We start from the raw sequence: 20795 nt of genomic DNA, 5'->3' as shown, positions 1-20795 counted from the left end.
GCTCCGGTCAGGCGGGTCAGCGTCTGAGATCGGTGACCATGCCGGCCCTTTCGCGGTCCAGCCACAGTTCGGACTTGAGCCGGGCGCTGAGCGGGTCGAACAGTCTCCGGGCGAGCTCGTTGAGGTCCGTCGGCAGCGCCCCGGCGGCCCCGGCAGCCCCGGCGACCGCGCCGGCCGCACCGGCCGCGAGCCCGGCCACTCCCGACGCGGCTTGGCCTGCTGCGTCGCTGATCCCGCTCGCGGCGGAACCGACGGTGTCGCGGATCCCTCCCGCCGCGGTCGTCGATGTGGCCTGATCGACCGCGCCGCCGACCGCGTCCTCCGCTCCGGCCAGTTGGTTGCCCGCGCTCTCCCGGGCCGTGCGCAGGTAACCGCCGGCATCATCTGCGGCGGATCGCGCACCGCTCATGATCGAGGATGCGTCCGGGATCGAGGATGCTCCGGGCAGCGATGACAGGTCCGGCATGCTGGGCACTGTCGGCAGGCTCGGCATCGTCGGCACAGTCGGCAGCGACGGCATGTTCGGCATCGCCGGCACCGTAGGCAGGGACGGCATCTTCGGTAGGGACGGTGCGCTCGGCAACGACGGCAGCCCGAAACGCTGAACAGGCGGCGATGAGACAGAGGACGCCGATCCGGTCGAAGACGGCGGGTGGAAGATGACCGAGCCCGCGCCGTCCGAGTACGCGGCGCCACTGGCGATGGCCGCCGATCCGGGGTCGAACATCCGCTGCAGCGACATCTGCCTGACCGTGACCCGATCGTCCGCACCGCTCGACGACCCCGCCGACGTCATGCCGGGGAGGGCGTTGTCGAGGGGAGTTGTCGGGACGATGGGTACCGCCCGCTGCACGACAAAGTCGGCGGTCCGCGCCGGCGGCGACTGGCGTGCCGGAATCTGTTGCGCGGTTCGCGATCCCGCGCCGGAGGTGTGCCGGACGGGTAGCGCAGCGTGCGTATCCGGGGCGGACAGCGCTCGCTGCACGGCCGGCGTCGGCGAGGTGCCGCTCTGGGGTGCCGCCCTGGTCGACCAGCCTTGCAGCACGTCCGGCGAGCCGCCGAGCAGTGGTGCGATCACCGGGGGGATCTCGGCTGTCTGCGGTTCGTCCGCCCGCTGTCCGTGCGTCGGCTGCGGCGAGGGTGGTTGACGTGTGTGCGGTGCCGATGGGTGCGCCGGCGGCGTCGTTCCCGATCTGCTCAGCACAAGAGCCGGACCTTCGTGTGTTGCCCTTGGCGCTGCGGATTCGGGTGTGGATGCGGAACCCGTCGACGGCGTCGTCGGTTCATCGGCGGTCGGTTCACCGGCCGGTTCGGCGACCGTCGGCACGATGACCTGCCGCTGAACCGGCGGCGGAGTCATGCTCGACAACCCGACGGTCTCGAGCGGCGCACCCGCAGTGCCTGGCTCCGGAAGGTGGGGCTCGGGACCGTAGGGCCCGGGAACGAGTGGCGCGGGAGCCAGGGGCGGCAGGGACAGGGGGGCACCGAGTCCGATAGGCCTCGGGCCGGGGCCGGCGGCGGCCCGCGCGACGGTCGGTGCTGGAGCGACCGCATGATCGGCCGGCGTGAACACCTCGTCGAGCACCGAGTCGTCGCGCGTGGTGTCAGAAACTGGCTGTGCGAGTGCTGGATTCTCCGCCGGGCCGAGTAGCGGGGCGATCGGGGCGGTTGACGCGGGCTCGGGCGTCGACGGCCTCGGCTCCGGTCGGTGGGACGGAGGGACCGCCGCCGCGGGGGCACCAGACGAGGCGGCACCAGACCAGGGGGCACCAGACCAGGCGACGGGGGCCCGGGACACGGTCGGCGGAATCGACAGCGGCGCACCGAGTCCCAGCGAACGCTGGACGGACGAGGGTTGGCTCGAGTGGACGGGTCGATCACCGGCATGCTGCCCGGCAGCGGCGGTTCCGGAACCCGCAACCGGCGCAGCGGGATCCGCAGCCGGCGCACCCGGACCCTGACTGGCCGTTGATGATTCGTCCCCGACCAGCGGCGCGAACGGCGGCAACACGACCTCCGACCGGCCCAGGGCCGGCTCTTCCGGACGGGTGTCAGCCGGGACCTGCTCGTCGGTAGAAGTCGGCTCGGCGCTGCGGGAGACCGTCGGCACAGCTGCGTCAGCCTTGAGATCCGTCCGCACCACCGGATACGTTGCGCGTTGACCTGTCTCGGGCGCGGTCGTCATCGGCCCCGCCCACACCGGACCTCCCGCCTCGACCGTCGGCAACTCCCGTAGCGCGCTCGGCGTGGGCGGGAGGGATTCGGCGAAGAGCTGAACGGACGGCGAGGAAGACTCGCCCGTTGGAGTGGGCGGCGTCCGAGAATGCGCAGCTGACGGCAGCGGTGTCTGCGCGGCCACCGATGTTTGCGGGGACACCGATTCCTGCACGGGCACCGATTCCGGCACAGGCACCGATCTCTGAACAGGTGGAGCGGCCGCGGGCGCGGAGCGCAGCCATGGAGTGATCAGCCGCTGCACGAAGCCGGCAGAAGGCGGGCCGCCCGAGGGGAGCGGGAGTTCGGTCCCGGCCGCCAGCCGTTGCGGCACAACAGGTGCCGCCAATCCCTCGACCGTTCCACTCGGGCCGTCCGGATCGACGACGTGACCCAACGAGCCGAGGAAGCTCGGGTTCCTGGCGGTCGCCAGCGAGGCGGTGAACGAATCCAGCGGTGCCACCGGCGAGGTCGCTGTCACCGTGGGGCGCAGCGGCGGAAGGTCCCGCCAGGCCGCCCGCTGCACCGACGCGGCGGGCGATGGGGCGGTGGGCCCGGGACTGCTCACCGCTGGAACACCCTGTGTGGAGGCCGGATCCGTGCCGGGGTCGCGCCTCCACCACCGTGCCACGGTCACCTCCCTCGGTCGAGTCGCTTGTTGATACGGCCGATCTCGTCGGCGAACCGCTGTCTTTCGTGGTGCTCGAGATCGAGCAGATCGTCCATCGGCCAGTGGAAATGGAAGGCGATGTACGCGACCTCCTCATAGATGCGGTCGGGCGCGTACATCGCTATTCCCCCAGGCGCCCACCAGCGACGTCGACGGCGAATTCGTGCTCGCAGTTCGGGCAGGTCACCGCTGCGCGGGTGTGGCCCTCCTGGTTGATTCTCCGGTACAGGTCCTGCAGGAATGCCAGGTCAGAGGCGAAGAGGTTCTCGATGATGCCCGCGTGCACGTCATCGATACCGCCGATCCGGGTGACCACCCGGCCGAGCAGGACCACCGTCAGGTAGGCCGGGTTCTCCCGGACCCGGTCGTCCCGCAGCGGCACCAGTTCGTCCCGCGCCGTCGCCAACCGCATCACGCCATCCCGGTGCACCGTCCCCGATCCGTCGACGTAACCCCGCGGCAGGATGAAGCTGAACTCCGTCCGCAGCCCCTGCTCCGGTGGATTCGTCCGCATGGATGAACCCGCGCCGGACGGCCCGGCGTGGACCTGGTCCGCGGACTGCACCGCCTCCAGCGCGGCGACGGCGGCCGAGCTGCGGCGCATTACTCGACCTCGAGCCGCTCGTAGGTGACGACCAGCTTCTCGGTCAGCACGCTGGTGTCGCCGGCCTTCAAGGAGCCGATCTCCAGGCTCTTCGGCCAGGCCGCCGTCAGCTTGTAGCGCTTGACGGCGTTGCCCTCGTAGTCGTAGACCACCACCGCCCCACCCTTGCGGACGTCGGACATCTTGCCGAACTGCGAGTCCTTGACCCACTTCTCGAAGCTCTGGTCGGCCGTCAGCGGCCTGGTCAGGGTGACCTCCCCCGCCTTCCACCGGCCCGGCAGCTTCTTGATCATGTACTTGCCGTCGGGCCCGTTCTGCTTGAGCTCGATGACGTCCTGCTCCATCTTGAGTCCCGACACCTCGGTGATGGACTTGATGGTGATTCCGTCGACCTCGAGTCCGAAGGAATGGCCGACCGAGCTGTCGAGATCTGGCAGAGCCATCGTCGTGCTCCCTTTCGTGGTTGCTGTGGTGGTGCTGGTGGGTCGTGGTCAGAGCCGGGCCGGGTGGCTCCGACTACTCGGCGACCAGGCTGGTGCCGCCGGAGAACTGGGACAGCTGGAAGATGACGAACTCGGCCGGTTTGACCGGTGCGACACCGATCTGGCAGAGCACCTGGCCGGCGTCGATGCCCTCGGCGGGATTCGTTTCCCGATCGCATTTGACGTAGAAGGCTTCGTCCGGCGTGAGCCCGAACAGCGCGCCCTTTCGCCATTCGTTGACCAGGAATGCGCTGATGGTGCGCCGGATCTTCGCCCAGAGCGCGTCGTCATTCGGTTCGAACACGACCCAGTTCGTGCCGTTCAGGATGGATTCCTCGAGGTAGTTGAACAACCGGCGGACGTTCAGGTATCGCCATGCCGGATCGGAGGACAGGGTCCTGGCACCCCAGACCCGGATGCCGCGACCGGGGAAGCTGCGCAGGCAGTTGATGCCCACCGGGTTCAGCAGGTCGTGCTCGTTCTTGGTGATCTGTACCTCGAGTGAAATCGCGCCCCGGACAACCTCGTTCGCCGGCGCCTTGTGCACGCCGCGGGTGTCGTCATTCCGACCCCAGATGCCGGCCACGAAGCCGGACGGTGGCATGTGGATGTTCTTGCCGCTCGCCGGATCGGCCGCCTTCACCCAGGGCCAGTACAGCGCCGCGTATTTCGAGTCGTATCCGGCCTTGTCGACCCGCCATTCCTTCACCTGCTGCGCATTGAGGCCGGGCGGCGGATCGAGAATGGCGATCCGGTCCCCCATCAGTTCGCAATGGCCGATCATGGCCAGCTGGACGGCCTTGACGGTCTCCTGGTCGATGGCGCCCTGCTGGTAGGCGCTCATCAGGTCGGGGACGCAGACCATGGTGATCTCGTCGACGGCCTCGAGACCGGAGAAACCGGTGCGCTCGGCCACATCCCCGACGTAGTCGTCACTGGAGAGCCGCGGTGACGGCGTCGCGGCCGGCGGGGGCGGTGACGTCAGCGAGACGTTCGACCCGATGCTCGGCGCCTCGACCGAGGCGCCGGTCGCCGTCTCCTCGATCCGGATGAGCTTCGATGCGGCATTGACGGCGGTGGCGACGTTGGCCTTGCCCCGCCCGGTGTTCAACCGGTCGAACTCCTCGACCGTCTCGCCCTGCCGGGCCACCAGCTTGAAGGTGCCCTCGGGCGCGTCGCCCTCGACGCCGTAGATGTCCACGCTGATGGAACCTTCCGGCGCGCCGGGGTCGAGCGCGACGACCCGGTAGCTGCCGAGCATCCCCTGCGGGCCGGCCGTGATCGCCTGCCGACTTCGCCCGCTGCCGCCGTTGCCGCCGCCCTCCTGACCGATCCGGACGACATAGCTGTTGCCGCCGCCGTTCTGGAAGTAGGCGTACACCGACTGGGCCAGGTAGGACCCCTCGACGAACCCGCCGAAGTTCCGGACGAACTCCGTCCAGTTCGGCACCAGCGTCGGTGTGTTGAACGGACCGGTCTCTGCCAGGCCGACAAAGGCGGCGACCGCGGTCCCGACGCCTTCGATCGGTCGCGATCCGGAATCGACCTCTTCGACGTAAACGCCGGGAGAGAGGTAGGTCGGCATGCTGCCTCCTTGATTGACCAGCTGAGATTGCAGTGATCGTGCGCTGTTTGGGAGTCAGCCGGTATGTGCGGACGGACGGGGTCGGGGGCATCATTTGCTGCCCGATGAGGCACCGCGGCGCGGGCGCTGGGCAGGCAGCTGGGCACGGCGAGCCTTGGGGCCGCCCTCACTCTCGCCGGGGCTGCCGTGCTCATGCTGAAGGGCGTAACCGGGTCGGCGCCGAGAGCAACGCCCCGGACAGCCCCGTCAGGTGAGCAACGGGTGACGCGGCGCCGGGCAGCGCGCAGCGGGAACGGGCGCCGGGGTCGGAGCGCCGGAAGACAGTGGGCCGGATCAGCCCTCGAGCTCGTCCTGCTCCTCTTCGGGGGCGGCTTCACGTTGGACGAAGCTGCCCTGGACGGGTTCCTCTTCCTCCTCGGGCACCTCTTCCCGTTGCACAGCGGCCGCTCCGGCGACACCTGCGGTGACCGGCGCGGCGGGCGCCGGCCCGGACATGACCTGCTCGGCGTTGGCGGCCGCTTCCTGTTCGAACCGATCGGAAGGGTCGCTGACCTTGATGCCGCCCTGCGCGGCGGTTCCGTCGACCGGACCGCTGCGCTGCTGCACCACGTGGGTCAGCTCATGCGCGAGCATGGTCTTGCCTGCCGCCGATGACGGGTCGTACTTGTCCCGTTGGAACACCACGTTGGAGCCCACCGTGTAGGCGTGCGCATTGACCGAATGCGCCGATTCGTGCGCGCGGGAGTCGTTGTGCACCCGGACGTCGCTGAAGTCGTGACCGAGGCGGCCCTGCATCTCGTCCCGGACCTCGGGGGCGAGCGGGCTGCCGCCGGAAGTGATGACGTCGTGCACCGGCGAGCGTTCCTCCTCGTTCAGCAGCGCGCCGACGCCGCTGTTCCCGACGGAGCGCTGGAGGTTGAGTAGAGCGGCCCCGTCGAGCACGTCGCTGCGCCCGGCGGCGGCCGCCCGGAGCACATGGGCCGGCGGGTGCGCGTCGATCCGCGCCGAGCGCGGCCGGAGGGTGGCTTCGTCGGATTCGTGATCATGGGATCGCATGGCAGGTCCTCCCGCACGGCGTCGAGTCGTCATCACACCGGTCGATGACGCACCAGCTCGATGCTCCCACCCGCACGCCGGGAGCGGCAGTGGGAGTCGGACGGCCGGAGGGGCCGGGCAGGCTGCCCCATCGGGCACCGGGCAGAGCCGGCACAGGCATCTCCGCCCCCGTCATTGGCGGCGGGGCTTGGCGAGCACGCCGCCCGCGAAGGCGATCGCGCACCCAGCGAAGATCGCGAAGACACCGGTGCCCGGGCGCCCGGTTCCGCCCTGGGTACTCACGGCCACGACGAATGCGCCGAGCGCTACGGCAGCGAGCAACGCGGCCCAGCGGGTCAGCCGGCCCGACGACCCAACGAGGCCGAGGAGCACGAGCGCGGCCAGGGCGATGATCACCGCTCCGGCGGACACCAGCGGGTCGATCCGGTCCGGCAGGTCGATGAGGGTCACGTCGGGGGCGATATCGTTCGACGCGATGTCGATGGCGGGCAGTCCCCACTCCAGCCCGGTGACGTTGCCGTTGACCGGGGAATCGAGCTGCGCGTTGGTGTTCCAGGCCAGGAAGGCGCCGGCGATCATCAGCAACGCGCCCACCACGGTGAGCAGGATCCGCCACAGTGGACGCCAGTCGCTCGACTCCTGGACGAAGCTGCCGGTCGCCTCGGTGTCCTTGGAACCGTCGGAGGCCTGGACGCTGAACGGACGGCTGACCTGTTCGCCGCCATCCGGACGCGGAGCGCTGATGTGCAGCCGCACCGCGCCGGCCTGCCCGGGCGCGAGGTCGATCACCGGTGGGTCGAAAGCGAACCGCATCACCCGTTCCGGGTCGGTCCCGGCGAACTGGACCCTGCGGTGACGTGAACCGCCGCGGTTGTCCGCGAAGACCGTCGCGGACCCACTGCCGCTGTTCCGCACCCGGACGATGCTCGGGTCCACCCGCAGGGTGAGCGGTTCGTCGGGCGGCGGCGGCGAGGTGAACTGGATGAACGTGCCGTCGGCCTCGACCTCCTTCGCGCCATCGGATGCGGACACCGAGAACTGCCGGGTGACCTCACGTCCGGGCTCCGGTGGGTATGCATCGACCCGGCCGGTGGCCCTGGCGATCTGCCCGCGGCCGACGTCGACCACCGGCGGCCAGAAGGAGAAGCCGACGGCCCGTTCCGGATCGGTGCCGGCGAGGGTGATCCGGCGCGGACGGATCCCCTGCCGGTTGTCGACGATCACCTGGAACTGGCCGGACGGTGTGTCCCGCGCACGGATCAGGCTCGGTTCCAGTTTCAGCGCCACCGGTGTCTCGACGGGGGCCGGCGAGGTGAACTGCACGAACGTGCCGCTGGTCTCGACCTCCTGGTCGCCGTCCGCGGCCAGCACCGTGACCTGTCGGGTGGCTTCCTGACCGGGCTCGGGCAGCGGCGCTTCTAGCCGGACCCGTGAGCGGCCGATGTCGCCGGGCAGGACATCGAGCGACGGGGGCGAGAACGACACCCTGACCAGCCGTTCCGGATCACGACCGGTCAGGAAGATCCTCCGCACCCGACGACCGTTGCGGTTGTCGATCAGCACCTCGAGCTGCCCGACGGCCGTGTCCCTGACTTTCACCACGCTGGGGTCGAGCCGCAACACGATCGGAGTGTCGACCGGCACGGCGGTGGTGGCCTGCACGAACGTCACGACTGCCTCGAGATCCGCTGCGCCCTCCGCCGATGCGAGCACCGTCAGGGTCCTGCTGACCTCCTGCCCAGGTGCCGGCTGGGGCGCCTCGACCCGGGCCCGCGCCCTGCCGAGTTCTCCGGGCAGCACGTCGATCGACGGCGGCGAGAAGGAGAAGTGCACGACGCGTTCGGGGTCGCGGCCGCCGAGGAAGATGCGGCGGATCCGGGTGCCCTTGCGGTTGTCGATGGTGATGTCGACCTGACCGGCGGCGCTGTCCGTGACCCGCAGCAGGCTGGGCTCGACCCGCAGCGTCAGCGGCACCTCGACAGCCGCTGTTTGCACGAGAGTCACTGCGCTGTCGACACTCTCGTCGCCATCGGTGGCGGAGACGGTCAGATTTCGGCTGAGCTGCTGGCCCGGATCGGGGGCCGGCGCCTCCACCCGGACGGCGGCAGTGGCGGTGGCCCCGGCCGGGACGGACAGGATCGTCGGCGAGAAGAAGAACCGCACCGCTCCCTCCGGGTCGCGACCGGCCAGTGACACCCGCCGCGCCTCGTTCCCGTTCTGGTTGTCCACCGTTGCGCTGAACCGGCCCGCCTCGGCGTCCTTGACCCGGACGATGCTCGGCTCGATCCGCAGGACCAGAGGCGTACGGATCGCCGGCACCGTGACGTCGACGTACTGGTCGACGACGATCTCCGGCTTCGCCACCGACTGCGTCCGGACCAGCACCCGGACCTGACCGGCCGGCACCAGCACGCCCGGCTCGATGGACAGCGCGAACCGGGTGCGGTCATTGCTGTTGGGCAGCAACCGCACCTCGGGGGCGGACGTCCGGAGCCAAGCGGGCGCGTCCGGCGCGGTGATCCGGTAGGCGTCGACGATGGACGAGAGGTTGTAGACCACGACCTCGACGGCCATCTCGTCACCGCCGGGCGTCACCTCGACCGCGGTGGGTTCGATCGCAACCCGGACCGGTTCCGCCGCGCTGTCCCCTCTGGTGTCCGGCGGGGGCGGGGTGACCGGGGTGACAGGGGCCGGATCGTTGACCGGCCCCTGATCATTGACCGGCGATGGCTCGGGGACCGGGGCCGTATCCCGGGCCGGGGCCGGGAACGGCGCCGTGGGCGGGGGTTCCGGGTCGCCGGCGCCCTGCTCGGGGGCGCTGCGTTCGGCGGCCGCGACCGCTGATTGCAGGTCGGTTTCCTTCGTGTCGTACCAGGGCAGGAACGACTGGCATTGCACGCAGAACTGCACTCCCGGCTCGTTCCGGGTACCGCACTGCTCACAGATGTTGTCGTCCATGTGCCCTCCCACGGGTGCCCGACCGCTCATGATCGCCGCGCGCGTTGCTCCCGGACAGCAGAATCATGGCGCACACCGGGTGACGGTGCGCGTGCAATAACCGGACGGGTCCCGGACGTGGTGATGATCATCGCCGGGCCGGACCCGCCAGCGGCTTGCTGAAATAGGGGCCGAATTCCCGCTCGAGTACCAGCCGGCCGAGTTTGCGGTATTCCTGGGCGATGGCGGTGACCAGTTCCGGCATTCCGATCGGGCGGCCGTTCCCGGCTGCCAGGTATGCGGCGGTGGTGGCCGCCGATCGGATGTTGCCGCCGGACAGGGTGAATGCGCGGGCGCAGAATTCCAGGTCGAGATCGCCCGCGCACGGGGCAGGCGGCTGCAGGCAGCGCTGCCAGATCGCGAGCCGGGAGTCCTCGTCCGGCGCCGGGAAATCAATGATCATGTCGAGCCGCCGGGTGAATGCGTCGTCGATGTTCGACCGCAGGTTGGTCGCGAGAATCGCCAGACCGTCGAACGTCTCCATTCTCTGCAGCAGGTACGCACTTTCGATGTTCGCGTACCTGTCGTGGGCGTCGCGTACCTCGCTGCGTTTGCCGAAGATCGCGTCGGCCTCGTCGAACAGCAGAACTGCGTTCACCCCGCCCGCCTCGCTGAAGATGCGCTCGAGATTCTTCTCCGTCTCGCCGACGTATTTGTCCACCACGGTGGCGAGGTTGACGGTGTACAGGTCGAGCCCGAGTTCGCCGGCAATCACCTCGGCGGACATGGTCTTACCGGTGCCCGAGTCCCCGGCGAACAGTGCCGTCACCCCGCGGCCGCGGCCGCCGCCGGTGCGCATGCGCCACTCGACGAGCACGAGGTCCCGATTCCTGGCCCGCGACGCCAGGTCGTGCAACTGCCCGCGTGATGCTTCGGGCAGCACGATGTCGTCCCAGCCAACTGCCGGCTCGATGCGCCTGGCCAGCCGCTCCAGTCCCGCGGCATTCTGCGCTCGCGCGCCCCGCCGGAGGTCGTCGGCCGTGATCTGACCCGATCCGACGACGGCGGCCGTCGTCGCGGCCCGCACGGCCCTGCTCACCTGGCCCGGTCCCAGCACGAAATGCGCGGGGATGGCGTCTGTCCCGACCCCGGAACCGTTCAGCGCGGACGCCCACAGGGCGGTCCGCTCGGTCGGGCTCAGGGTCGGCGCCTCGGTCAGCAATGGGACGCCGTCCGACCAGCCGGGGTCCCAGGAAACGGTGCCGACGATGGTCACCGGCACCGGCAGGTCGGTCAGCTGCCGCAACGCCGCCGGGCCGGAGGCAGACCCGGCCGCGGCCAACGCCTCCACCGGGCCCGCCACGATCCCGGCGCCGCGCAGCAACGCCTCCCTGCCGAGCACGGCCACCGTCTGCTGCAGATTGCCGGTGTCGGCAACCCTCGTCAGGTCGATGCCGAGCACCGGCCGGCCGGTCGCGGCCAACGCGGCGGAGGCCACCGACGGCCCGATCCCGATCCCGGCCTCCCGGACGTAGCTCAACCACTGCCCGGCCACCAGCGCGGCGGACAGCCGGGCCGCCTGCTCACCGGGGAACGGCTCAGGAGCGGTCAACAGCCCGGTGAGGTCCGGGTCGGGCGCGTCGTCCCCGAGCAGGTGCGCGGTCACCCGGTCCGGCACCCGCAGCGCACGGGTGAGAAAGGGCCGGTCCCCGTCTTCCACCTGCAGCAGCGCCCGGTCGATCAACGGCGCCCCCGGCAACAGCCGGGCACGTGCCGGCGCGGAGGCGGACGGCTGATCCGCCAGCGCCAGTGCGAGCCCGACGGTCGCCCGCCGCCGGGTCACGTCGTCGTTGAGGTAGCCGTAGAGGCGTTCGAAGCGGCTGTCCAGGTCCGGAACCATCGAGACCACCAGCAGTTCGACGTCCAGGTCGGTGAGCCCGGCGTCCGCCGCGAGCCGGCGGAGCCGGATCACCGCACCCGCGGCGATCGCCGCATCGGCCCTGGCTTCCAGCGCGGTACGCGCCGTCACCTCCGGCACGGGCGGATCCTCGGCCGGCGCGAGCAGTTGGTCGACCGCTTCGTCGGTCAGGTAGAGGCCGCGGAACGGGTCGTCGGGCGCCGGGTCCGCAGCGCGCCGGTGCAGCACCAGCGCCCTGATCCGGTCCTCGACCAGTCCCACACGACGCAGCAGGTACTCCAAACCGGCGTCGCTCACTGCTGGCTGATCCCGCCTTGACGGCGCCGCCGCGCCGGCGGCTTGCGCTTGGCCGGAGTGGGTTCGGCTGCCCGCTCCTGCGTCACGGGCTTCGTCACTGGCTCCGGCACGAGCTCCGCTGCGGCGCCGTACCCGGCCAGCTCCCGCCACGACACGCCGGCGCCTGCAGCACGTGTCGCCGTATCCAGGTCGGTACCGGCATCAGCCTTCGCGTCACCGTCGCCGGGTGGCCGGGCAGCAGTCACCCGTCGCGGCTGCGCCCTGAACGCCGCTGCAGACTGCTGTCGCCTCTCGGTCGGCGGCCACCCGGCCGCCGAGCCCCTGCCGAAGCCACCGATCGAGACGGCACCGGGCTCGGTCACCGGCGGTCCGGCCACATACTGCTGGCCGGTGTCGGTCGGAGCGCTCACGACGACGTCGAGGGACGGTTTGAGTTCGCCTCCCAACGCCGACCACACGTCGGCGAAGGACCGGTCTTCGGGCGGCGGCAGGGCCACCGTCACCGGGATCGGCAGCCCGAGCTCGGCAAGCGGACCGGTCAACAGGTCGGTCGGGATCACGTCGTGCCGCAGGAAGCAGGACAGCAGCGCCGACAGCAACCTGTGCTCGTCCTCCGGCCGCTGTGTCCAGGCCGTCACCAGGTACGACAACTTGAAGTGCCGGGGCGGCAGGTGGCGGCTGGCCACCCGATCACCGTCGTACTCGTTGATCAGGCCCCGCTCGCGGCGGCGCAGGTCCTCACGGATGTCGTAGAGGTAGACGTCGATGGTCGGGACGTTGCGCCGCCCGGCCCAGTCCTTGGTCGGCGCGTCGAAGGCGACCTCGACCTCGGTACCGGCGGTCGCCTCCCGCTCGATGAGCGCGCGCAGCGCTACGTCGACCTCGTGGATCACCCCGTCACTCTCCCGTCCACACCGGCGCGGCGGCACCCGGTCCGGGACAGACTGCGGGGCAGAGCTTCCTGCCCGATGGGGCAGTCGGCACGTAGTTTTGGCTCGGCGGAATGCTGTTCGAGCGAAAGGGTGACGATGGGCACCACCACCGGGGTCGTCATGCCGGGAGACACCCGTCCGTCCGACATGACGGCATACGCCAAGCGTGCCGAAACCCTCGGGTTCGACACCCTCTGGGTCGTCGAGGACTGCTTCCAGGGCGGCGGTATCGCCCAGACGGTTGCGGTATTGGCGGCAACCTCGAGGATCACCGTCGGAATCGGCATTTTGCCGGCGGCGGCGCGCAATCCTGCTTTCGCCGCCATGGAGCTGGCCACTGTGGCCGGTCTCTACCCGGGTCGGGTCATCGTGGGGGTCGGGCACGGCATGCGCGGCTGGATGCGGCAGGCGGGTTGTTCGGTGGCGAGTCCGATGACCCTGCTGCGTGAGACGCTGCAGGCGGTCACCGCACTACTCCGCGGCGAATCGGTCACTGTTGAAGGCCGCTACATCTCGCTCACCGACGTCCGGCTGAGCCATCCGCCCGAGGTGCTCCCCCGGATCGTCGTAGGTGCCCGAGGGCCGCGGTCGCTGCGGTTGGCTGCCGAACTCGCCGACGGCGTGGTACTGGCGGAGCCGGTGACCCCCGAGTACCTGGCGTTCGTCCGCGAGCACACGGGCCCTGACCTGCCCATCCATTCCTACAACGTCGCGGCCGTCGACGCCGACGCCGCCCGGGCGCGGGAGGCCGCGCGCACCGGTCTGACCTGGACCGGCGACCCGGACTGGGCACCGCACATCCGGGTGCTTCCGTTCGCCGCCGAGTTCACGGACCTGCGCCGCCGCCACTCGCGGCGGGCCGACTTCGCCGCGGCACTGCCCGATCAGTGGGTCGATCAGCTCGCGGTCACGGGCACCCCGTCCGACGCCCGGAAACGGCTGGCGCAGCTCGCGAGCTCCGGGTCCGCGCACGCCGTTCTCATCCCGGCAGGTCCGGACCCGTTCGGCGCGTTGCCCTCGCTCGCCACCGTGCTGCCCTGACCGATCGCCCCGAGCAGGTCAAGGTCAGGGGCGCCTCGTCAGCAGCTCTAGTTCCCCCGCCCGGCGAACCGCGGCCCGACGGTTGTTCACACCGAGTTTGGTGTAGATGTGGCTGGTGTGCGTCCGGACGGTGTTGACCGAGACGCTCAGCCGCCGGGCGATCTCGGGACCGTCCAGGTCGGACCCGAGGAGCCGCAACACCTCCAGCTCACGCTCGCTGAGCGGCTCGATCAGCACCTCGTCGGCGGGTGGTCCGGCCTCCGTCCGACTGGTTCCGGCAAGCAGACGTCGGACATAGCTCGTCGAGATACCCTGCTGCAGAGCGGCTTTCAGCAAGACAGTCATCTGCGTACCCTCGTCGAGGAACAGCCGGACGTAACCCTCCGGCTCGGCCAGGGCCAACGCACGGCGCAGCGCTGAAAGGGCGGACGGAAGGTCGTCGGCCGCCTGACGGGCCAGCGCCAGCACGATGCAGATCTGCAGGATGCTGCCCTTGCGGTCCTGCCGCTCCGCCGCATCCAAGAGGCGCGTCAGCAGCCGGATCGCGTCCCTCAGCGACTCCTCGGCGTGCTCCTCGGCGTGCCTGGCCAGCAGCACCCTGGCGAGGGTGATGTGCTCGAACTCGCGCACATACGTCAGCTCGTCGTCGACCGACAGGTTCCGCTGCCGCACCCAGCCGAGCGCATCGCCGACCGCACCCTGCCGGGCCCAGATCGCCGCGCGAAGGGCGGGAACCGGCCGTGTGTCCGGCGAGAAGTCGCCGGCGTACAGGCGTTCCGCCTCGTCCAGCAGTCTGATCGCCTCGTGGGGATCTCCCTGGGCGGCACGGACCCGGGCCATGCTCACCCGGTACCGATAACGGTTCTGCGGCAGCGCGGCCGGCTCACCGAGTTCGTCGCTGACTCGCAGGTGGTCGAGCGCGCCCTCGAGATCGTCACGCTCGCAGAGCATCTGGCTCAGACCGACGTGCATGTCCGCCGTGCCCCGCGGCACGGCAGGCTGTTCGGTGCCGCGCCGGACGAGTTGCTCGTAGATCGCCGTGGCGTCCCGCAGGCGGCCCTGCGCACTGCGAATGTCCGCCGCCGCGATCGCGCACCCCATGACGTCCGAGAGGTGTCCGGCGCGGTCGAAACTCGCCAGTGATTCGGCGTACCAGCCGTAGGCCGTCGCCAGATCCCCCCGGGTCCAGTACGCAAGCCCCAGGATCGCCGATGGCGCTCCGCGGCCGACGTGGTCGTCGGCACCGACCACGTCCAGTGCCCGGCGGGCGTGCGTCATGGTGCCGTCCAGATCCCCGAGGATCAGCGACCGTGCGGCCCGGTAGAGGAAGACTGCCGACGGCAGCCCGCGGAAGAGCTCGTGATCGACGACAACCATTCCCGCGGCTGCCTTGTCGGCACTGTCGGGCAGTGCCGGCGGATCCAGCCAACGTTCGGCGGCCCGCAGCCACTCCTCGACTCCCTCGGTCTCGCCGCGCACCATCAGCGATCCCGCACACGCGACGCAGAGCACCGGCCGGAGTTTGATGACGTCATCGGGCAGGGCTTCCAGCCAGCTGCGCAGGGTGGCGTCCCGGCGCTCCCTGCGGAGCATCGGAATGGCGGACTCCACCAGGTCCGCTGCGCGGGCGAAGTCCCTGCCGGCCAACGCATGTCGAAATGCTTCCGCCGTCTGTCCGTCGTGGTGCAGCCATTCCGCCGCCCGCCGGTGCAGATCGGGGAGCTCGGCGGGCTGCTCGTCCATCAGGTGCGCCTGCAGGACATCGGCGAACAGGTGGTGGTAGCGGAACCACCGGCGGCGGTCGTCGAGCGCCACCAGGAACATGTTGCCGCGCTCGAGGCCGACCAGCATCGCCTGCCCACCCGTCTGACCGGTGACGGCGTCACACAGCGGGCCGCTGAGCCGGCCGAGGATGGAGGTCTGCAGCAGGAAGCGCTGGATGTGGTCGGGTTGCCGCTGCAGTACCTCCTCGACCAGGTAGTCGACGATGTACCGGTCGTCCCCGGCGAAGCCGGCGATGAATCCGCCGACGTCCGCGCGACCCTGCAGGGACAGCGCAGCGAGCTGGAGCGCGGCGATCCACCCCTCCGTACGCGCCTCGAGCGCCTCGACGTTCTGCGCTGTCAGGGCCAGGCCCATCGCGTCGTTGAGGTAGTCCGCGGCCTCCTCGGAGGTGAAACGCAGCTCGGCGCCGCGGATCTCCACGAGCTCACCGCGGGCGCGCAGTCGCGCCAGCGGAAGCGCCGGGTCCGCGCGGCCGGCGATCACCAGGTGCAGCCGGGCCGGCAGGTGCGCGAGCAGGAACGCCATTCCGTCCTGGATCTCCCGGGACCCGATGACGTGGAAGTCGTCGAGCACCAGCACGAGTTCGCGGCCGATGTCCTCGAGATCGTTCAGCAGCGCTGCGAGGACATCCTCGATCGGCGTTCTCGGCGCCTCCAGCAGGGCGAGCGCCCCGGATCCGACGGACGCCTCGGTGGTCCTCAGCGCGGCAATCAGATAGGCCCAGAACACCGCGGGGTCGTCGTCCCGATGATCAAGGGAAAGCCATGCGGTCGAGCGTCTTTCGGGGTCGGCCCCGGCTATCCACTCGGCCAGCAGGGTCGTCTTCCCGAACCCGGCCGGCGCGGACACCAGGGTCAGCGCGGTCTGCGTGCCACGGGCCAGTCGGTCGTTCAGTCTCGAGCGCGCCACCCGGCCGTGCCGGCGCCGCGGGACGTGCAGTTTGGTCTCCAGCAGAGGGCCTGCCATCAGCACCTCTTCCCGGGGCGTCAGGCTCATCGTGCCAGGACATCCGGTCCGGTATCGACCGCTTTGCCCGTCCCGATCGGTACCGGGTCAGATCAGCCCTTCCCGGACGGCGTAGGCGACGGCATGCGACCGGTTCCGCAGCTGCAACCGGGTGGTGACGTCGTGCAGGATGTTCTTCACCGTCCGCTGGCTGTACGACAGCCGTCCGGCGATCTCGGCGGTGTCGTGGCCGGTTGCCACCAGCTTCAGCACCTCCGCCTCACGGTCGGACAACCCGGAGAACGCGAGGCCGCGCGGAGACAGCACCTGCCGCTGCAGCCGGCCGACCTGGCCGAGCAACCGACCGAGCAGGTCGGGGGGCACCTCGCCCTCCCCGGCGGCCACCCGCAGCAACGCCCTGGCGAGGGACTCCGGGGTCGCATCGCCGCGACGCAGCAATCCTCCGACGCCGACCTCGGCGGCAGCCACCAGGGTGGAGTCGTCGATCACCCGGGCCACCAGCACGGTTCGCGGCACCGACCCGCGCTGCAGCGCGCGCAGGACCTTCAGCACCTCATCGGTCAGCATGTCGGCGACCACCACGGCCACCACCGCCTCGCCCAGATGCTCGGCGTCGACCACCCTGATCTCCGGCCGCTGCCGGAGCTGGCTGATCACCCCCGCCTGCGAGATCGGGTCGCTGGCATACACATAGGTGGCCACGGGTGTCTGCATCACTGCCTCCGATTGCTGACGACTGTAGAGATTCAAGTGCGGATCGAGGTGCTGAAGGTCCTGCCTGAAAAGGCATTCTGAAAGGGCACGCTCAACGTCCGCTCAACACCGTTCTTCCGTCGAGACGCGGTCCGGCGCGGCAGCCGGTGATCGCTCAACAAGCGATCAACACGGCCACCGCGCCGGGCAGACATGTCGACTCAGCTGTTCATCAGTTCGGCGCAAGCGGGGATCTGCGCCATCAGCGCCTGCAGTTCCTCGCCCTGGAAATCGCTGAGCCCGAAGTCGCCCTCACCGAGCCGTTCGGTGTCGAACTGGATGTGCTCGACGATGTCCGCGATCGCCTGCGGGTCGGCCGGCGCCTCGTCGATCGCGATCGCTCCGGAACCGGAGATATCGGCCAACTGGATCAGGTACTGGAGGTAGCCGTCGTGCAGCGCTTGGCCGCCCTCGATCTGCGGCGGGTCCAGCTGTGCGAGCCGCTCCGTCATCCCGAGCAGGGTGTCGGCCAGGGAGGCGTAATAGTCCCGATAGGCCGCCCTGAAGTCCTCGACCGGGGCCGTCTCGTCGATGGTGGGGAGGGCGAACAGCGCGGCGAACAGCGTGCCGAGATCGGTACAGCTGTTCTCCAGCCAGAGCGCCGTGGTGGCGTCCACCTCGACCGGGTCGGCGGGGCTGTCCGTTCCGGGGTCCGGAACGGAGGAGTCGTCGGTGAGCGTCGGCAGCGCGGTGGCGCTGTCGTCCGATGACGAGGAACTGCTCGACGAACTGCTCGACGCGGTCGTCGCCGGCGACGGGGACGACGATGTCGAGCTCGCTGCGGGGCTGGAACTGGTGACGGCGGCCGTCGCGGCGACGACGCCGACGGAGGCGGTGCCGGCGGTCGGCGTGGCGCAGCCGACGGTGAGGACGGCCACGGAGAGCAGCGCGCCCGCGGCGATCCCACGTTTCAGGATCGTCGAGCGCGGGGTCGTCTGGCGTGCGGACGTGGAGTGGGGGGATGCCGAGCGCAGGATCTTCGGCCTGGGGAACGTGGAGCGGACGTTCACGGAACACACCTCTGGTTCGAGTGCCCGCCGAGCGGGACGGTGGAGGGGAACCGCGGCCGCTGCGCCTCGGGAGGGGGTGGAGGTCAGCGCGCCGCGCATCCGACGTACCGGCCGGACAGCCATCAGGAGCGCAGCGGCGGCCAGCACGGACATCCATCGGTCAAGATGTGAGCCAGGTCACACAGCCGAACGCCTGATAAGCCGCGCAGTCCGGTCAGCTGGCCGCGCCGACCGCCTCGCGTCGCGCCGTCGGCGATTCGGGCCGCTCGCGGATCCGCTGGCTGATCACCTGGGTGATGCCATCGCCGCGCATCGAGACGCCGTAGAGGGCGTCCGCGGATTCCATGGTGAATTTCTGGTGGGTGATGACGATCAACTGCGACGACTCGCGGAGTTCCGTCATCAGGCCCACCAGCCGGGTCAGGTTGACCTCGTCGAGGGCGGCCTCCACCTCGTCCATGATGTAGAACGGGCTCGGCCTGGCCCGGAAGATGGCCACCAGCAACGCAACCGCCGTCAGCGAGCGCTCCCCGCCGGACAGCAGCGACAGCCGCTTGACCTTCTTGCCGGGGGGCCGCGCGTTGACCTCGATCCCGGTCGCGAGCATGTCGGACGGGTCGGTCAGCACCAGTTCGCCCTCACCGCCGGGGAACAGGGTGGAGAAGACGGCCTTGAACTCGCGGGCGACGTCGAAGTAGGCCGACTCGAAGAGTTCGAGGATCTTCTCGTCCACCTCCTTGATCACCGACAGCAGGTCCTTGCGGGTCGCCTTCAGGTCCTCGAGCTGGGTGGCCAGGAACTTGTGCCGCTCCTCGAGCGCGGCGAACTCCTCCAGCGCCAACGGGTTCACCTTGCCCAGCGCCGTGAGGTCGCGTTCCGCCCGCTTCAGCCGGCGCTCCTGCGACGGTCGGTCGTACGGCATCGCGGGAGGCTGCGCCACCTCGTCACCGCGGTCCTTCGCGGCCTGGTACTCGGCCATCTCGTCCAGCGTCGGCGGCACCGGCACGTGCGGGCCGTAGCCGGCGATCAGCTCGTCGGCGGGGATGGTGAACTCCTCGATGGCCCGTTCCGAGAGTTGTTGCAGCTGCTGGGTTTGCTGGGCCCTGAGCACCTCGGTGGAGTGAACGGCATCGGTCAACCGCTCCCACTGGGTCTGCAGTTCGCCGGCCCGGACCCGGACGGCCGCCAGGTCGGTTTCCGCCGCCGTCCGGGCGGCCATCGTGCGGTCACGCTCGACTGCCGCGGTGGCCAGCGAGATCTCGAGTCGCTGCGCCACCCGCTTCCCGAGTTCGACCACCCGGACAGCGACCGCCGAACTCGCTGCGCGGCGCGCCTCGGCCGCGGCGACCCGCTGCCGGTGCTGACGCTCCTGGCGGGCCGACCGCCGCAGCGCCTCGGCGTTGCCTTCCGTCGCCCTGGCCCGCTCCTCGGCGGTGCGCTGGACGAGCCGCGCCTCCACCTCGCGCTGCCGGGCGAACGCGGTCCGCTCGGCGAGTGCGTCGCGAACGGCGGGGTCGACCTCTTCGGGGGCATCCTCCGATTGCACGGCGAACAGCCGGTCCTGCAGGTCGGACAGCGCCGCGCGATGTTGCTCCTGCGCCGCCTCGGCCGCCTGCCGCTGGCGGTCGAGGCGTTCTGCCTCCGCCGCCGACGATCGCGCCGCGGACCCGAAGCGGGCGAGTTCCTCGGCGACGGCGGACATCCTGGCATCCGAGTGATGCAGCGCGGCAAGGGTTCTCGCCTCGTCCTGACGGCGTTGGTCAACCTCGGCCGTGGCGCCGGCGAGCGCTGCGGTCAGTTCCGCGACTCTTTCCCGGGTGGCGGCCAGCTGTTCGGCCGCGCGGTCGCGGGTCGCGGTGATCTCCAGCAACGACTGCCGGTCCGTGCTGCCGCCGACGGCCCACTCGGGACCGATCAGATCGCCGTCGACGGTGACCGCACGGACGTCGGGGATCTGCTGCACGATGTCGACCGCGGTGGCCATGTCGCCGACGACGACGACCCGGTCCAGCCACCTGGCAAGGGCGGGCGCGAGCGCGTCCTTCGAGGTCAGCAGGTCGACGGCCCAGTGCGCACCGGCGGGGAGATCGGGCCAGCCGCGCCTGTCCGGGCGGGTCCGCGGGCCCTGCACCAGGACACCGGCGCGCCCGCCGTCCTGCTCGCGCAGGAATCCGAGAGCTCGGACGGCGTCGCCGACCGTGCCGACCGCGACCGCGTCGGCGACCGGGCCGAGGGCCGCGGCGATGGCGGTCTCGAAGCCCGGGGCGATCTCCAGTGCGTCGGACACCGCGCCGATCAGGCCCGGGACGGCACCCCCGGCCGTCAGCAGCGCCCGGGTGCCGTCCCGCCGGTCGATGCCGAGCGACAGTGCCTCGACCCGTGCCGACAGGGTGGACGCCTCGGTCTGGGCGGCGCGGAGCTGATCGGTCAAGTCAGCCGCCCGGGTCGCGGCGACCACGGCCGCCGCGGCCGCTTCCTCGTGCGCCTCGTCGAGGCCGACCTCCGACGAGTCGAGGTCGCCGACCGAATCCTGCGCGGCGGCGAA

Annotated in this window: 14 protein-coding genes; 1 reads left to right on the top strand and 13 read right to left on the bottom strand. The window is 70.6% G+C overall.

Translation table 11 applies throughout. The annotated features are described in order from the left end of the window. Positions 1-16 precede the first annotated feature (16 nt). The 9 genes from ACVBEQ_RS17100 to ACVBEQ_RS17060 form a co-directional block, all read right to left on the bottom strand. On the bottom strand, positions 17-2782 hold the full coding sequence (locus ACVBEQ_RS17100; RefSeq protein ID WP_447154514.1) for a hypothetical protein: 2766 nt from the start codon (positions 2780-2782) through the stop codon (positions 17-19). A gap of 65 nt (positions 2783-2847) precedes the next feature. Continuing rightward, positions 2848-3003, bottom strand: a complete 156-nt coding sequence (locus ACVBEQ_RS17095; RefSeq protein ID WP_447154513.1) for a DUF6760 family protein — start codon at positions 3001-3003, stop codon at positions 2848-2850. Between the two features lie 2 nt (positions 3004-3005). Next, on the bottom strand, positions 3006-3488 hold the full coding sequence (locus ACVBEQ_RS17090; protein WP_447154512.1) for a hypothetical protein: 483 nt from the start codon (positions 3486-3488) through the stop codon (positions 3006-3008). Continuing rightward, entirely contained in the window at positions 3488-3931 is a 444-nt protein-coding gene (locus tag ACVBEQ_RS17085; protein ID WP_447154511.1) for a phage tail protein, read from the bottom strand. The genes ACVBEQ_RS17090 and ACVBEQ_RS17085 overlap by 1 nt, the downstream gene beginning before the upstream one ends. 73 nt (positions 3932-4004) lie before the next feature. Continuing rightward, positions 4005-5555, bottom strand: coding sequence for a phage tail sheath family protein (locus tag ACVBEQ_RS17080; protein WP_447154510.1), 1551 nt, complete (start codon positions 5553-5555; stop codon positions 4005-4007). Positions 5556-5888: 333 nt separating this feature from the next. After that, the gene (locus tag ACVBEQ_RS17075; protein WP_447154509.1) at positions 5889-6611 is read right to left on the bottom strand and encodes an eCIS core domain-containing protein; all 723 of its coding nucleotides are present in this window, start codon (positions 6609-6611) and stop codon (positions 5889-5891) included. Positions 6612-6782: 171 nt separating this feature from the next. Then, a complete protein-coding gene (locus ACVBEQ_RS17070; protein ID WP_447154508.1) occupies positions 6783-9569 on the bottom strand; it encodes a COG1470 family protein in 2787 nt (928 codons plus the stop codon). 127 nt (positions 9570-9696) lie between these two features. Further along, complete coding sequence (locus ACVBEQ_RS17065; RefSeq protein WP_447154507.1) at positions 9697-11763, bottom strand: ATP-binding protein; 2067 nt, start codon at positions 11761-11763, stop codon at positions 9697-9699. Continuing rightward, a complete protein-coding gene (locus tag ACVBEQ_RS17060) occupies positions 11760-12656 on the bottom strand; it encodes a Pvc16 family protein (RefSeq protein ID WP_447154506.1) in 897 nt (298 codons plus the stop codon). The genes ACVBEQ_RS17065 and ACVBEQ_RS17060 overlap by 4 nt, the downstream gene beginning before the upstream one ends. Before the next feature lie 135 nt (positions 12657-12791). Here ACVBEQ_RS17060 and ACVBEQ_RS17055 point away from each other — a divergent pair, with 135 nt between their 5' ends. Beyond that, entirely contained in the window at positions 12792-13736 is a 945-nt protein-coding gene (locus tag ACVBEQ_RS17055; RefSeq protein ID WP_447154505.1) for an LLM class flavin-dependent oxidoreductase, read from the top strand. Between the two features lie 24 nt (positions 13737-13760). On the opposite strand, the gene ACVBEQ_RS17050 is transcribed toward ACVBEQ_RS17055, so the two are convergent. The 4 genes from ACVBEQ_RS17050 to ACVBEQ_RS17035 form a co-directional block, all read right to left on the bottom strand. Continuing rightward, positions 13761-16517 (bottom strand): winged helix-turn-helix domain-containing protein, encoded by a 2757-nt coding sequence (locus ACVBEQ_RS17050; RefSeq protein ID WP_447154504.1) that lies wholly within the window; start codon positions 16515-16517, stop codon positions 13761-13763. Positions 16518-16574: 57 nt separating this feature from the next. Then, on the bottom strand, positions 16575-17201 hold the full coding sequence (locus ACVBEQ_RS17045) for a helix-turn-helix transcriptional regulator (RefSeq protein ID WP_447154503.1): 627 nt from the start codon (positions 17199-17201) through the stop codon (positions 16575-16577). Between the two features lie 200 nt (positions 17202-17401). Next, complete coding sequence (locus tag ACVBEQ_RS17040; protein ID WP_447154502.1) at positions 17402-18250, bottom strand: hypothetical protein; 849 nt, start codon at positions 18248-18250, stop codon at positions 17402-17404. Positions 18251-18464: 214 nt separating this feature from the next. Further along, a partial coding sequence (locus ACVBEQ_RS17035; protein WP_447154501.1) for an AAA family ATPase occupies positions 18465-20795 on the bottom strand: 2331 nt, incomplete at its 5' end.

The sequence above is a fragment of the Nakamurella sp. GG22 genome (assembly GCF_052976845.2).
Note: the sequence above shows the minus strand (reverse complement) of the source record. Positions and strands in the feature narration are given on the sequence as shown.

Bases quoted from the DNA above. Each gene is read 5' to 3' on its own strand.
- ACVBEQ_RS17080 (WP_447154510.1), bottom strand. From the start codon at position 5,555: ATGCCGACCTACCTCTCTCCCGGCGTTTACGTCGAAGAGGTCGATTCC.
- ACVBEQ_RS17045 (WP_447154503.1), bottom strand. From the start codon at position 17,201: ATGCAGACACCCGTGGCCACCTATGTGTATGCCAGCGACCCGATCTCG.
- ACVBEQ_RS17070 (WP_447154508.1), bottom strand. From the start codon at position 9,569: ATGGACGACAACATCTGTGAGCAGTGCGGTACCCGGAACGAGCCGGGA.
- ACVBEQ_RS17055 (WP_447154505.1), top strand. From the start codon at position 12,792: ATGGGCACCACCACCGGGGTCGTCATGCCGGGAGACACCCGTCCGTCC.
- ACVBEQ_RS17085 (WP_447154511.1), bottom strand. From the start codon at position 3,931: ATGGCTCTGCCAGATCTCGACAGCTCGGTCGGCCATTCCTTCGGACTC.
- ACVBEQ_RS17095 (WP_447154513.1), bottom strand. From the start codon at position 3,003: ATGTACGCGCCCGACCGCATCTATGAGGAGGTCGCGTACATCGCCTTC.
- ACVBEQ_RS17050 (WP_447154504.1), bottom strand. From the start codon at position 16,517: ATGAGCCTGACGCCCCGGGAAGAGGTGCTGATGGCAGGCCCTCTGCTG.
- ACVBEQ_RS17090 (WP_447154512.1), bottom strand. From the start codon at position 3,488: ATGCGCCGCAGCTCGGCCGCCGTCGCCGCGCTGGAGGCGGTGCAGTCC.
- ACVBEQ_RS17075 (WP_447154509.1), bottom strand. From the start codon at position 6,611: ATGCGATCCCATGATCACGAATCCGACGAAGCCACCCTCCGGCCGCGC.